The 13,577-nt window shown below is 60.9% G+C and carries 14 protein-coding genes and 1 pseudogene; 11 read left to right on the top strand and 4 right to left on the bottom strand.

Annotated elements, in window-relative coordinates; all coding sequences use genetic code 11:
* Window positions 1–147 precede the first annotated feature (147 nt).
* On the top strand, window positions 148–528 hold the full coding sequence (locus BVER_RS21730) for a hypothetical protein (RefSeq protein ID WP_050455043.1): 381 nt from the start codon (window positions 148–150) through the stop codon (window positions 526–528).
* 24 nt (window positions 529–552) lie between these two features.
* Here BVER_RS21730 and BVER_RS21725 read toward each other — a convergent pair whose 3' ends face one another.
* Window positions 553–1,950: an MFS transporter gene (locus BVER_RS21725; protein WP_232316703.1), complete on the bottom strand. Its 1,398-nt coding sequence runs from the start codon at window positions 1,948–1,950 to the stop codon at window positions 553–555.
* A 157-nt stretch (window positions 1,951–2,107) separates the two neighbouring features.
* Between BVER_RS21725 and BVER_RS21720 the strand changes: the two genes are divergently transcribed.
* The gene (locus tag BVER_RS21720; RefSeq protein ID WP_050455042.1) at window positions 2,108–2,941 is read left to right on the top strand and encodes a helix-turn-helix transcriptional regulator; all 834 of its coding nucleotides are present in this window, start codon (window positions 2,108–2,110) and stop codon (window positions 2,939–2,941) included.
* Between the two features lie 366 nt (window positions 2,942–3,307).
* Here the strand turns inward: BVER_RS21720 and icd are convergent, their stop codons facing one another.
* Window positions 3,308–4,564, bottom strand: a complete 1,257-nt coding sequence (icd, locus tag BVER_RS21715) for an NADP-dependent isocitrate dehydrogenase (protein ID WP_050455041.1) — start codon at window positions 4,562–4,564, stop codon at window positions 3,308–3,310.
* Window positions 4,565–4,799: 235 nt separating this feature from the next.
* Here icd and BVER_RS21710 point away from each other — a divergent pair, with 235 nt between their 5' ends.
* The 5 genes and pseudogenes from BVER_RS21710 (at window position 4,800) to BVER_RS21695 (ending at window position 7,781) form a co-directional block, all read left to right on the top strand.
* Complete coding sequence (locus BVER_RS21710) at window positions 4,800–5,375, top strand: pseudouridine synthase (protein WP_050455040.1); 576 nt, start codon at window positions 4,800–4,802, stop codon at window positions 5,373–5,375.
* Between the two features lie 373 nt (window positions 5,376–5,748).
* Complete coding sequence (locus BVER_RS30455) at window positions 5,749–5,937, top strand: hypothetical protein (protein ID WP_083452293.1); 189 nt, start codon at window positions 5,749–5,751, stop codon at window positions 5,935–5,937.
* A gap of 303 nt (window positions 5,938–6,240) precedes the next feature.
* Complete coding sequence (locus BVER_RS21705; protein ID WP_157056164.1) at window positions 6,241–6,666, top strand: DUF192 domain-containing protein; 426 nt, start codon at window positions 6,241–6,243, stop codon at window positions 6,664–6,666.
* 199 nt (window positions 6,667–6,865) lie between these two features.
* Window positions 6,866–6,961: pseudogene (locus BVER_RS36325) on the top strand (GTP-binding protein); the annotation flags it as partial.
* A gap of 205 nt (window positions 6,962–7,166) precedes the next feature.
* Window positions 7,167–7,781 carry a chorismate mutase gene (locus BVER_RS21695; RefSeq protein ID WP_050455038.1) on the top strand — a complete coding sequence of 205 codons (615 nt, stop codon included), beginning with the start codon at window positions 7,167–7,169 and terminating at the stop codon, window positions 7,779–7,781.
* Here the strand turns inward: BVER_RS21695 and BVER_RS21690 are convergent, their stop codons facing one another.
* Window positions 7,782–8,927, bottom strand: a complete 1,146-nt coding sequence (locus tag BVER_RS21690) for an exonuclease domain-containing protein (protein ID WP_050455037.1) — start codon at window positions 8,925–8,927, stop codon at window positions 7,782–7,784.
* A gap of 715 nt (window positions 8,928–9,642) precedes the next feature.
* Between BVER_RS21690 and BVER_RS21685 the strand changes: the two genes are divergently transcribed.
* Complete coding sequence (locus BVER_RS21685; RefSeq protein WP_050455036.1) at window positions 9,643–9,930, top strand: hypothetical protein; 288 nt, start codon at window positions 9,643–9,645, stop codon at window positions 9,928–9,930.
* A 167-nt stretch (window positions 9,931–10,097) separates the two neighbouring features.
* On the opposite strand, the gene BVER_RS34340 is transcribed toward BVER_RS21685, so the two are convergent.
* Window positions 10,098–10,349, bottom strand: a complete 252-nt coding sequence (locus BVER_RS34340; RefSeq protein WP_232316702.1) for a hypothetical protein — start codon at window positions 10,347–10,349, stop codon at window positions 10,098–10,100.
* Here BVER_RS34340 and BVER_RS21680 point away from each other — a divergent pair.
* Genes BVER_RS21680 through cas7e form a run of 3 tightly spaced genes read left to right on the top strand, consistent with a single transcriptional unit; the run spans window position 10,348 to window position 13,551 of the window.
* Entirely contained in the window at window positions 10,348–11,766 is a 1,419-nt protein-coding gene (locus BVER_RS21680; RefSeq protein WP_232316701.1) for a type I-E CRISPR-associated protein Cse1/CasA, read from the top strand. The genes BVER_RS34340 and BVER_RS21680 overlap by 2 nt on opposite strands.
* A gap of 1 nt (window position 11,767) precedes the next feature.
* Window positions 11,768–12,337, top strand: a complete 570-nt coding sequence (casB, locus tag BVER_RS21675) for a type I-E CRISPR-associated protein Cse2/CasB (RefSeq protein ID WP_050455035.1) — start codon at window positions 11,768–11,770, stop codon at window positions 12,335–12,337.
* 35 nt (window positions 12,338–12,372) lie between these two features.
* Window positions 12,373–13,551, top strand: a complete 1,179-nt coding sequence (gene cas7e, locus BVER_RS21670) for a type I-E CRISPR-associated protein Cas7/Cse4/CasC (protein ID WP_050455044.1) — start codon at window positions 12,373–12,375, stop codon at window positions 13,549–13,551.
* Window positions 13,552–13,577 lie beyond the last annotated feature (26 nt).

The raw sequence follows: 13,577 nt of genomic DNA, 5'->3' as shown, positions 1-13,577 counted from the left end.
AACGATCGCGGGTTCCGCCGAACGGCCGCGCCAAAGAAAGCGTCGGCAACATCGATCGCACCGCACACATAGGGACGCGAGTGGGCGGTGCGGCGGGCCGACCGGCGAGATACACTGGATCTCCCTTTCGTGGCGTAGGAGCATAAAATGAAGGCCTTGCCGATTGCGGGTCTCCTGTTGATGGCGGCCAGCGCCATCGCCTCGCCACCGACAGCGGAATACCCGAGCTGTCAGATCAAGGCACAACATGCGGTGACGGGCGAAACGGGGGACGCGATCACGGATGTGCGACAGGCGCACATCCGTGATCGCGCGAATATCTTGCAGGCCGATATCGGTACCGCGCGCAAGACGCGTCGGTTGTCTCAAGCGCAGGCCGATAGTCTTTGGAAGCGTGTGGATCGAGTGCGGCATGAAGCCGATGACTTCGTCGTCAAACAAGGTTTTTTGAGTGCAGCAGAACGCGCCGGCTACGACCGTGAACTGGACGAAGTTGCGCTGCAACTCTGTCAGTCGGCTCGTGTCTAGCGCATTTTGGAAATGTTAGTCCACTTAGCACTTCCCCGAAGACGAGCGTTCAATTCGTGATTTCGCCAGAGCCGACAGCAATACGCACACAAGTACTGCGGCCGCGAAGTTGTAGAGCATCCCTGTTACGAACGCTGAAGCGTACAAGCCGGCCGCTGTCGATGCGCCATGAGCCGCGCTCAGTACCGAGCTGAACAAGATGCCGACTACGGCTACGCCAAGCGCCGCACCAACTTGCTGGACTGTCGAAATGACCCCCGAGGCCATCCCCGCCTTGGCTTCGTCGACAAATCCCAGTATCAGATTGAGCAGCGGTATCATGATCGAGCCTTGACCGGCGCCCACCACCGTTAGGATCGGCAGCAGTCGCACCAGCACCAGATCCGCACCGGCCAGATGCACTTGGGCGATCAGAACACCGATTGACACTGCGTAGATCGCCGCTCCGATGACGATTGCCATAGCACCCCAGCGCGAAACCAGTTTCGGCATTAACAGCGAAGGCGCCACAAAACCCATGCTACACGGTGCAAAGATGCTTCCCGCTACGAAAGGATCAAGTCCTAAGCCCGTCTGCGCCAGCAAGGCGAAGCAAAGGAAAAATGAACTCGACGTGGAATAGACCAGGAGCACCAGCAGGGCACCGAGTGCGAAGGAGCGCTGCGCAAGCAGGCGCATATCCACCAGCGGTAGATGGCCTGCTTGCCGTCTGCGCTCCTGCTGCCGATGAAACGCTGCGAGCATTACGACAGCGAGGCCGAGTATCAAGAAGCTCCTTTTCGGCCAGCCTTCGCCCGGGCCCTCGATCAGCGGCACCAGCATGCACGCCACTCCTGCGCTCACCAGAATTACGCCAACCCAATCCAACGCCGACCGCTGCGACGCACGCGATTCTGGAATGCACCATGCAACCGAGACTGCGAATAGACCGACCGGCACATTGATGAGAAAAATGCTTCGCCAACCCAGCCCGAACAGATCGGCATGGACCAGCCATCCGCCCAACACCTGGCCCGCGATAGCCGCGAGGCCCAGCGTCATGCCGAGCCTTCCGAAGGCGCGACGGCTGTTGTCGCCCTCGAAGTTGACGCGGATCAACGCATATACCTGCGGAAACAATAAGGCCGCCGCCAGCCCTTGCAGCACTCGTGCCGCAATCAGAAAGCTGACATTAGGTGCCAGCCCGCATAATGCTGAAGCCGCAGTGAAACCCGCCATCCCGATGACGAACAAACGGCGGCGGCCGAAAAGGTCACCCAGGCGGGCACCAGTGATGAGCAGCATCCCAAAGGCTAGTTCATAGCCGACCACGATGAAGCTGATCTGCGCGAAGCTGGCCTTCAGACCGGCTTGCATGGCAGGAATCGCCACATTGACCACAAACAGATCGAAGATCGTCACGAAGCCACCCAGCAGCAGCACCGACAAACCACGCCAGGACGCGGCGCGTGCCCAGGTTGAGGCAAAGAATTAATACGCATTTAGAGCCCCACGAGAATTCAGGTAATCATTCTCGGATTCGCTCCAGACATTTACAATTTAACCATTTATGCTGTTACTGAAGGTAATCGGATAAGCGATGCGAACCTTGGATAGAACGCGGTCCGAACTGGCTGATTTTCTGCGAGCACGTCGCGAGCGCCTCTCGCCTGCGGAAGTCGGCTTGCCCAGCGGCGGGCGACGACGCACGCCTGGGTTGCGACGCGAAGAAGTTGCTGCACTCGCAGGCGTCGGCATCACCTGGTACACGTGGCTGGAACAAGGGCATGCCATCGGCCTATCAGTAACCTTCCTTGAAAACCTCGCCCGGGTGCTGAGGCTGGATGCCGCGGAGCGTCGCCACCTGTTCCTGCTCGCCCACGAACGGCTCCCCGCCGACCCGGGTAAGACGTGGTGCTTGGTGCCGCCCCTGGCGCTTCGCCTGATGCACGACTTGGCACCGCATCTGGCCTACGTGCTTAACCTGCGCTGGGACGTGTTGCCGTTTAATGCACCGGCCGATCAACTCTTCGGCTTTTCCGCGCAACCGCCGAGGTGGCGCAATCTGCTGTGGCTGCTGTTCACCGACGCGATTATCCGCGAGCGGATAGAAAGTTGGGAGGAACAGGCGCCTCTGATGCTATCAAGCTTTCGCCGAGACTTTGCCCGCGCCGCCCAAGGGTCGGACATTCGAGAACTGATGGATGAATTGGAGGAAGTATCGCCGGAGTTCAAAACGTGGTGGCATCGGCACGACGTGCATGCACCCTGTACCGGCATAAGGCACCTTGTGATCGACGGTCAAGCCGAGCCGTTCGAACATACTTCATTGACGATTGATGAAAACCGGCATCTGCGATTGGTGGTGTATGCGCGGCAGCGTGAAGGGACTGCATTGGTTGACGTGATTAAACGTGACGGTAGCTTTGCCTGATTTATTCGCAAATTAGCTCGCCATACCAGCGGCAAGCGGGCCAACTGTCTCCCGGTCGGCTTTCCGCATATTGCGCCGGTGTCGCCCATGGCTGCCGTGAGCATGCATTCGCCAGGCTCCTATGTGGCTCCTGGCGCATGCAGCGTCATTGGCTGGGGAGGGCTTTATCCAACTCTAATACATTGAACTAGCGGGCATTTCTGTTTTCGCTAGAAAGCGCCGCAGGCTTGACATCTGCCATTTTTTATGCCTGATTCTCCGGCATTTAGTTTGATTGGCGCGACCGCATTAGCCAAATAAAAAACCCCGAAAGGCGTCATGCCTTTTCGGGGTTTTATTTTGCGCGACGCCTAATAAAGGTGAGCCTCACATATTCTCGATCATCACCTCGCCGAATGCCGAGCATGACACCTGCGTCGCGCCTTCCATGAGCCGGGCGAAATCGTAAGTCACGCGTTTCGACAAGATCGACTGCTCCATCGAATCGATGACGCGATCCGCCGCTTCCGTCCAGCCGATATGACGCAGCATCATTTCGGCGGAGAGAATCGCGGAGCCGGGATTCACGTAATCCTTGCCCGCGTATTTCGGCGCGGTGCCGTGGGTGGCTTCGAAAATCGCCACGGAGTCCGACATGTTCGCGCCCGGCGCGATGCCCATGCCGCCCACTTGCGCCGCCAGCGCATCGGAGATGTAGTCGCCGTTGAGATTCAGCGTCGCGATGACGTCGTATTCGGCGGGACGCGAGAGGATCTGCTGCAGGAAGGCATCGGCGATCACGTCTTTCACGATGAGGTCACCGCCCGTCTTCGGATTCTTCACCCGCACCCACGGACCGCCGTCGATCAGTTCGTCGCCGAATTCCTTCTGCGCGAGCGCGTAGCCGTAATCGCGGAACGCGCCTTCCGTGAACTTCATGATGTTGCCCTTGTGCACCAGCGTCACCGAACGACGCTCGTGATCGAGCGCGTACTGAATCGCCTTGCGCACCAGCCGCTCCGTGCCCTCGCGCGATACCGGCTTGATGCCCAGTCCCGACGAATCCGGAAAGCGGATGGTCTTCACGCCCATTTCCTCGCGCAGGAACTGGATGACCTTTTTCGCTTCCGGCGAACCCGCCGGCCACTCGACACCCGCGTAGATATCTTCGGAATTCTCGCGGAACACCACCATGTCGGTGCGCTCCGGCTCGCGCACCGGCGACGGCACGCCCTTGAAGTAACGCACCGGCCGCAGACACACATACAGATCGAGTTGCTGCCGCAGCGCGACGTTCAGCGAGCGGATGCCGCCACCGACCGGCGTCATCAGCGGGCCCTTGATGGAGACGAGATAGTCCTTCACCACTTCCACCGTTTCTTCCGGCAGCCAGACATCCGGGCCGTAGACGCGCGTCGCCTTTTCGCCGGCGAAGATTTCCATCCATTGAATCTTGCGCTTGCCGCCGTAGGCTCGGTCGACTGCCGCGTCGATGACCTTGATCATCACCGGCGTCACGTCCACGCCCACGCCATCGCCCTCGATATACGGAATGATCGGCCGATCGGAGACGTTGAGCGAAAAATCCGCGTTAGCGGTGATTCTGTCACCGTCCGCCGGAACCTGGATATGCTGATACGGCATGGTCTACTCCAAAGAAGGCCGGGCTTGAGTCGATTTAGGCTGAATGAAACGGGGATGCGGTCTGTCGCCGGAACATCATTCTAACCATGCCGATGCGGCCGCGCGCGCGGTATCGGGCGTCTTATGTTTCATATCAGTGTGCGGACAGGACCCCGCGCGCGATGCCTTAAAATTTCGCTTTCCGGTCTACGCCAAGCCGCCACGCCAAACTCGGCGTTTCCCCGACTTGCCTTCGATGCCGCTCATCGCTCTCAACAAACCCTTTGGCACCATCTGCCAGTTTTCCGCGCACGAGACGCGCGCATCGCTCGGCGACTGGGTGAAGACGCCCGGCGTGTATCCCGCCGGCCGGCTCGATGCCGACAGCGAAGGCCTGCTGCTGCTCACCGACGACGGCGCATTGCAGGCGCGCATCGCGGAGCCGCGTCACAAGCTCGTCAAACGTTATTGGGCGCAAGTCGAAGGCGCACCCGATGACGCCGCCCTTGCCCATCTCGCGAAAGGCGTCGATCTCGGCGACTACGTGACGCGCCCGTGTCGCGTCGCGCGCGTCGCGCAAGACGACAGCGACAGGTTATGGGCGCGCACGCCGCCGATCCGCTATCGCGCATCGATTCCGACGACGTGGATCGAACTCGCCATCAGCGAAGGCAAGAACCGGCAAGTGCGTCGCATGACGGCGGCCGTCGGCTATCCGACCTTGCGGCTCGTGCGTATCGCGATCGGCGCGCTCGATATCTTCTCGCTCGATCTCGCGCCGGGGGAATGCATCGAGGTATCGGCGCGTGCGCCGTGGCAAGCTCCGCGTTGAATCGCATGCATCGATCGAAAAAATGCCGCGTTTAGTTGACGTCGCTTAAAAACATTGTCATCGAGATGTGCAATGGCGCATTGCCGCTTTTAAAAAATTTGTTCGGTTGCACGAATCTTCTTCGATTTCGTGTCAACCGCTCAGTCGATGCATGCGTTAAGGACCTCAGATGCCGCGAAAAGCTATCCGGCATGAAGAACTAAGGCCTTTCGTTTGCCTGTGTGCTCCAGGCACTTTGAAAGGTTGAACCGTTGACAGTGATATCGATTCGATTTGTTCGATATCACTGTCAACCGAAAGGTGGGTGGCTCGTTTACCGACATGACTCAAGACCGGGTCTTACGTTAATCAAACTCAAGCTGAGGATTCACACATGAACAAACTGATCGCTGCTCTCGTCGCTGGCCTGTTCGCAACGGCTGCTTTCGCTCAAGAAGTTTCGGCTTCGGCTCCGGCTGCTGCTTCGGCACCGGCTAAGAAGGCTCACAAGTCGCACAAGAAGTCGCACAAGTCGTCGAAGAAGGCAGCTTCGGCTCCGGAAGCAGCTTCGGCAGCTCAGTAAGTTTGTTGTAAGAGGCGGTATAGCGAAGTCAAGAACGAGCATTACCGCCGTACTTACGGCGTTAAAGGGCAGATGGCCGCAAGGCATCTGCCCTTTTGTTTTGTGTCGGCGCATCGAGTAACATGCATGCGCGGGGTTTCGCCGTTCGTGGGCAGAGACAGAGACTATCGAATAACAGGGAGCGTCGTCGTGGCTATCGTTTCGCGTATCTTGTCCCGTATCTTGTCTATTTGTAATCAACGGCTTGCGCGTGCGAAGACGCTGCGCGCATGCGTGATCGCGCTCGCGCTGCCATTCGCCGCGATGCCGCTCGCGCAGGCGCAAGCCATGCCGCAGGGCGCCAAGCAGCCGTCCGAGTTTCCGCACACCAAGCTGACCGCCGGCATGTATGTGATCGATGCCGCCATCGCATCGAACGATGCCGATCGCGAGCAAGGCCTCATGTATCGCACGCAACTCGCGCCCAACGAAGGCATGCTGTTCGTCTTCAACGAGAACGCCGTGCATTGCTTCTGGATGAAGAACACGCTGATCCCGTTGTCGATCGCGTTCATTCGCGCGGACGGCACGATCACCGATATCGACGAGATGCAGGCCGAGACCGAGAACAATCACTGCCCGCGCAACAATGGCGTGTTCGCGCTCGAAATGAGCAAGGGCTGGTTCGCGGCGAAGGGCATCAAGCCGGGCACGAAGTTGAAGGGCTTGCCGCAGATTCAGGTGCAGTAAGCGCCCGCGCTTGCGCATCCAAAAAAACGTGCCCGCGCGGCACGTTTTTTTTCGTCCGCCGCCCGGCGACGGCCCGCCTTTCGGCACGCTCGCCGGATTCCTGCAAAGAGCCTGCCAACGCGCTATCCTAAAAAGATTCGCAAGGGCCGGGGCGACCGTTTCACACGCACTCCCGGTCAAACACCAACAGGAGGTTCACGTGCCCCGCAAGACTCCCATCGAGCGCTATCGGAATATCGGGATCAGCGCTCACATCGACGCCGGCAAGACCACGACGACCGAGCGCAACCTTTACGCCGCCGTCGTGCAAACGACGCCCGATGCGCGCGGGCCGCGAGGCTCGCTCATGGCTCACGCCAGGACGGCACGCGCCCTTACTGCATGACCGCTGCCGAGCGGTCATGCGCCGCCGCTCGTCCGTAGCACGCTCCTCCATCCCTTCAAGCGAGCTTCGAGCGACACGCCCGCTGCGCTATGCTGGTGCCTTTGCCCGCTAACCGATGCGCCGTCGAACGAACCTCTCTCTCCACGTTTCGCGTCATCTTTCCGTGGCCGCCGCGCTGCTCGGCTTCCTGCTCGCGCCCGGCCCGGCTCACGCCGATGGCGACGACACGCCGTTCACCAATCTCATCGCGCTCGTCTCGCAACGGCTCGCGCTGGCCGAGCCCGTCGCGCGATACAAATGGGCGCGTCACGAGCCGATCACCGACGAACCGCGCGAAAACGCGCTGCTGAATCAGGTCGAGGCGAAAGCGACATCCGCGCAAATCGATCCGGACTTCGCGCGGCAGTTTTTCCGCGATCAGATCGATGCGAGCAAGGATGTGCAGAACGCGCTGTTCGCCAACTGGCGCGCGCAGAAATCCGGTCCCGAAGGTAATCCGCCGGATCTGGCCAAGGACACGCGGCCCAAACTCGATCAGTTGACGCAATCGCTCGTGAGCGCGCTCGCGCGTATCGAACCGGTTCGGTATGCCGACGATTGTCCGCTGCGACTGGCCGACAGCGTCGCGCGCTGGAAGCATCTGACGCGCTACGACTCGTCGATGAACGCGCCGCTCATGCGCGCGTTATCCCACGTTTGTGCGGGCGGCGGGGTCGGCGCGGTCGGCTGATCAGATTGCGCTGGCAGTCGATGCATCGAGCGATCTCACCGCGAGTCCGCGCGCCAGCCGCTCGCCGAGAATGCGATGCACCGCGAGATCGAACGCCGGCGCGACAGCCGAAGCAGCGCGCAATGGGTGTGCATCCGCGAGCGTGGCCGCGCTGCCGAAGTATTGCCATCGATCGATGACATGCCACGCGCGCTCGCCAGTCGCCGCATCGCGCTCTTCGATGACGATCGTCCCGGCATAAGGCCACGGCGCGCCGCGCAGATCGCCCGGCCGCAACTTCGGCGCGCGATTGTGCGCCGGACGCCACAACGCAACCATCTGCGCTTCCGCAAGCAATGCGCCGATTTCGCCGCCGGTCACCTTCCATTCGACGCGTCGCACGAGCGCGGCGAGCCGCATGTCGCGCGCCGAACGTCGCGGTCCCGTCAGATGCGAACGCACGCGCTGACGCATGCGCACACTTCGGCCGACGAACAGCGGCACATCGCCTTCGCCGTAGAAGGTGTAGACGCCGCATCCGGCGGAAATGGCTTCGATGGTGTCTTCGTCGATATGCTCGGCCAGCTGAAAGCGTCGCGTGACGCGCTCCATATGTGCGCGCAGCACGTCCGCCGCATGCGCGCGATGCAGATGCTGCCAGAATTGCCACAGCAGATCGGCATCGGCGAGCGCACGATGGCGCGCCGACGGCACGAGCGCGTGCCGCTCCACGAGCGCATCAAGTCCGTGACGACTTTCGCCGGGATAAACCGCGCGCGACAGTTGCACCGTGCACAGCACGTCCGGCGCGAATCGCAAGCCGATCCGCTTGAATTCGCTCTTCAGGAAACTGTGATCGAAGTGCGCGTTATGCGCGATAAACAGCCGCCCGCGCATCCGGTCGAGCAGACCCGTGGCGAGTTCCTCGAAGCTCGGCGCATTGCGCACCATCTCGTTGGTGATGCCCGTCAGCTGCTGAATGAACGAAGGAATCGGCTTGCCCGGATTCACGAGCGACGTCCATTGCGACATGCCATTCGGACCGACCTCCACGATGCCGATCTCGGTGATCCGGTCGACGCCGAACGTACCGCCGGTCGTTTCCAGATCGACGAAGACAATGGGCTCGGACGGGAGAAAAAACTCGGGACGCGGATCAGATGACATGGATGACGTAAGGCTGCGGATAGTGCGCCGCGCGCGATTGGACGACGGGTATGCCAAGCATTTTAACGCAGCGCAACTCGATGCTCGGCTGGCCTCCATCGCGACGTTATCCGATCCGGTCATTTTTGCTGAATCAGCGCTTGTTTAGCTTGATAATCGGGGTTTCCCTGATTTACTTAGCGTCCCGCGATGTGAATAGGAAATCTCGCGTTTGCATTTGCGAGACGCATTTCACTGCGTCGCCACAAACTCGGTGCCGATCAAATGCGGAGGCTGCCGATAGTCAGGATTGATGCACCATTTTAGAAGCGCGAGACAACTCAGCCGGGCCGCCAAACAGACCGTTCACAAGCCACGCGCCCTAGCCGCAGGGCAAGCGGATAAACGTTTAGCGTTCAGCCAGAATTTTCTGCTCGCAACGCATTTTCACTTCAACCAAATGCAACTTTGCGCTTTCAAGTCAGTCTATTTTAAAAAGACTAATCGGTTTCTCAATTACCGATTTACGCCCGTCTTAAAAAGTTAAAAGCGCGATATTCATCGCGCACGATTTTCCACCTTCGCAAATTTACGCGTAAAAATAACCAGTGGAAAATCTTGCCGCGCTAGTAACAAGATAATTCGAATCGTAAGTGTTTACTCGCCTTGCCCGATTCTCCAGCGCTAAGGAAGATTGAGGTGAGTTAGCAATCAAACGTAATAAGGAGGAACGGTGATGACCCAAATCAAGCGCGTTGCGCAGTGGTTGAAGTCGCTCGCCGCACCGTCGATCGCTCCGGCGACCGAGGCTGCATCGCCCCTGGAATTCGATCCCGCCTGGCACGGGGATCACTGGCAGAACCTGCTCTCGTCGCCGATGGACGCCCGTCACTACGTCATGGAAGACTGGGCCAAGCCGCTGGATAGCGATCTGTTCGCGCAGGAAGATCCGGAGCCGGTGGCGGTCAGCCCGGCACTGTGGTCACACGGAAACCCGATTAAAACGCGGAAGCAATCGGCATAGGGGCGGCCAGTTTGCTGGCCGCCCCTATGCCGATTCGTGCTCGAAGATTCGGTCGTTTCGTATGGAGGACGATCGCAAGTTTATTTATAAATAGCTATCCAAACTAAACAATGCTGCACATCGGCAGAGTGTTTTGACGACATCGTGCGGCAAAGCACATCATGGGTTTATCGGCGGTCGCGACAGCAGGCTTTGTCGCGTGGGGCAAGTGTTCGCGCGATGCGTGTCGTCGCGCGCGCAAGCGTTGACTTGGCACCATGCACCTGCATCTGAGTCTTCTCGACGAGCGCCTCATCCGTTATCGCGATGTCGATGGCGCGACACACCATGCCAGCTTGCCGCAACTGTTCGCCGCATGCACGAAAGATGCCGTGCGCGATTTTCCGGCGCTTCGTCCGCATCAACGGCATGCGTGGCATGCGGTTTCTCGTGCAACTCGCGGCGATCGCGTTGCACGCGGCAGGCCGTGCGGAACCGTTCACATTCGCCGATGCCTGGCGGTCCGCGCTGATCGCGTTCATACCCGGCCATCCCGATCGCGCGCCGTTCGCGTTGATCGTACCGGACGAGCGGCCCGCGTTCCTGCAAGCGCCGTGCAAGAGCGACGAATCCCACGCCTGGAAAAAGCGCCTCAGCACGCCCGATGCGCTCGACATGCTCGTCACGTCGAGAAACCACGACATCAAGATCGCACGTATGGTCCATGCGAATCCTGAAGACTGGATCTTCGCGCTGGTCAGCCTTCAGACACAGGAAGGCTTTCTCGGCGCAGGCAACTACGGCATTTCGCGGATGAACGGCGGCTTTGCGAGCCGGCCCGCGTTCGGTGTCGTGCCGTCGGGACATTGGGGACGTCGCTGGCGGCGTGACGTGCATCGTCTGCTGGAGGAGCGCGCGTGGATCGCGAATCGCAATGAACTCGCCGACAAGGACGGACTCGCGCTCGTGTGGTTGAGGTCGTGGGACGGCGCGAGCAGCATCGCGTTCAGTGAGCTCGATCCGTTCTACATCGAGATATGCCGGCGCGTGCGGCTGTCTCGCGAAGGCGAGCGCATCGTCGCACGCGGAACCGGCAGTCGTGCGGCGCGCATCGCGGCGAAGGAACGCAACGGCATGACCGGCGACGCGTGGACGCCGATCAACGCCGTGCAGGCCAAAGCGCTGTCGATCACCGCGAAGGGCTTCGATTATCGGCTGGCCAGCACGCTCGCGTTTTCGAACGAATTCGAGCGGACCATCGCGAGCAAGCTGCTCGAATCGGACGGCGATGAAGGCATCGTGCTGCTCGCGCAAGGCATCACGCGGGGGCAAGGCAAAACGGAGGGCTATCACGAGCGTCGCATTCCGATATCGCCCGGCATGATCGGCTGGATTCGGCGGCACGGCACCGACGAAATCGCGCAACGGGCAGAGACGCGCATCGTCGCGATCGGCGAAGTCCGCAAGGTGTTGTGGAGCGCGATGTGCGGTCTGCTCGGCAACGGTGACTCGAACGTCAGCGACGAAACGAAGCGCAAGGTGGGCGACTTCTCTCGCGAGTTCGAACAGGCGGAAGACACGCGCTTTTTCGACGATCTCATCGAAGAAGTCGACGCGCAAACGAACAACGCGAAAACACGCGTGCATGAGGCGTGGCTCTGCGCGCTGGTCGATCGCGCGGCGGCGACGCTCGAGCGCGCGTTCGATTCCGGCCCGCGAAGCGCGGAGCGGCGCTATCTGGCGCAAGCCGCCGCGTTGTCGCGTTTTCATGGTGGCGTGCGTTCGACAAAGCTGCCCACGCTCGCGCGCGTGCTGAGGGAACGCAGCGAAGCACGCAAGATGATCGAGGAGGCGTGACATGGAATTGATCGAAGACACGACGACGCTGCGTCGCGCGCAAGTCGGCGAGATCGCCCGATTCATGAAGATCGCGAAGGACGGCGAAGGCGCGCTGAAGGCCGATTACGTCGCGCTGAAGCGGCTCGATCCGTTCGCCGATGCGCAGAGCGTGCAGCAGATCGCGGCGCTGACGAACGCGCTGTATCGCGCGAAGGTGGATTGCGAGCATATGAGCGTGTCGCGCTGGAAGCGCTGGGGGCTGATCGCGCACGGCATCGCGATGACGGTGCATTGCGCGCCCGATAAATCGGCGCCGACGCTCGGGCAGCAACTCGCGTTGGCGGGCGTCTCCGAAGCACGCGTGACGCGTCTGCTCAATGCGCGCGGCGATGCGTTCTTTCAGATTCTGCCGCGCGTGCTGCGTCTGATCGCGAGCCGCAACGTGCTGCCCGACTGGGCGGAACTTGGCCGTCTGATTCTCAGCGAAGGCGCGAGCGATGCGCGCGGTATGCGCCGGGCTGAAGCGGCGCGTCGAAAAATCGTCGGCGATTACGTCAGGGCGCGGCTCATGAGCGAACGCACATCGTGAACGTTCGATCGACCATGAAAAGCAAGGAGCGCGTGATGCCGCCACCTCGTTTCATCCAGATTCACACGCTGCAAAGTTATCCCGCCGCGCTGCTCAATCGCGACGATGCCGGGCTCGCCAAACGTCTGCCGCTGGGTAACGCCATTCGCACGCGCATTTCATCACAGTGTCTGAAGCGTCATTGGCGCATGGCCGACGATCGTCATGCGCTCGCATCGCTCGACGTGCCGATGGCGGTCCGTTCGCGCGAGACGCTCAAGCTGATCCGCGACGAACTGATCGCGCGCCATGTATCGGCCGAACTCGCGCAGGCCGCCGTGGAAGAGTTGCGCAATTGCGGATTGCTCGACAAGGCGGGCAAGGATCTCAAGGGCGACGATGCGCTCGAAACCGGTCAGGCGGTCTTGCTGGGCCGCGCCGAAATCGACTATCTCGTGTCGCGTTGCGCGGGACTGGCGCGCGACTACATCGACGAGAAAGGCTTGCGAAGCGCGATCGCCGAGTTCCTGAAAGAAGAGAAGGCGAATATCGACGCGCTGCGGCACGGCAGCGGCCTCGAGTCCGCGCTGTTCGGACGCATGGTGACGTCCGACGTGCTCGCCTCGCGCGATGCGGCGGTGTACGTCGCACATGCGTTCACCGTTCACGAGGCGCAAGTCGAGAACGACTACTTCACTGTGGTCGACGACTTGCTGCACGAATCGGGCGAACGCGGCTCGGCGGGCATCTTCGATGCGGAACTCGCGTCGGGTCTGTACTACGGCTACGTCGTCGATGTGCCGCAGCTCGTCGCAAACCTCGAAGGCATCCGCGCGGCGGACTGCTTCGACGCGCCATCCGAACGGCGCGAGCTGGCGGCGCGGGTCGTGCATCATCTGCTGCATCTGATCGCAACGGTCAGTCCGGGCGCGAAACGCGGTTCGACGGCGCCGTTCGGTTATGCCAGCCTGATGCTCGTCGAAACCGGTGACTGGCAACCGCGCACGCTGGCCGGCGCATTCGAAACGGCGCTACGGCTGCGCGAGCGAACCGATGTGCGCGCCGCCGCGATCGACGAGCTGGCGAAGGAAATCGGCAAGCTCGATGCCGCTTACGGCGCGCCGCTCGAACGTCGTTATTGCTCGCTCGAAGACGCGCCGATTCCCGAGGCGCAGCGGCTCACGCTCGCCGAACTCGCGCGATGGACGCAGACGCGCATCGTCGAGGGTGCGTGAAATGCGCCGCCATCTGCTGATACGCC

The sequence above is a fragment of the Candidatus Burkholderia verschuerenii genome (assembly GCF_001189365.1).
GTDB lineage: Bacteria > Pseudomonadota > Gammaproteobacteria > Burkholderiales > Burkholderiaceae > Caballeronia > Caballeronia verschuerenii.
Note: the sequence above shows the minus strand (reverse complement) of the source record. Positions and strands in the feature narration are given on the sequence as shown.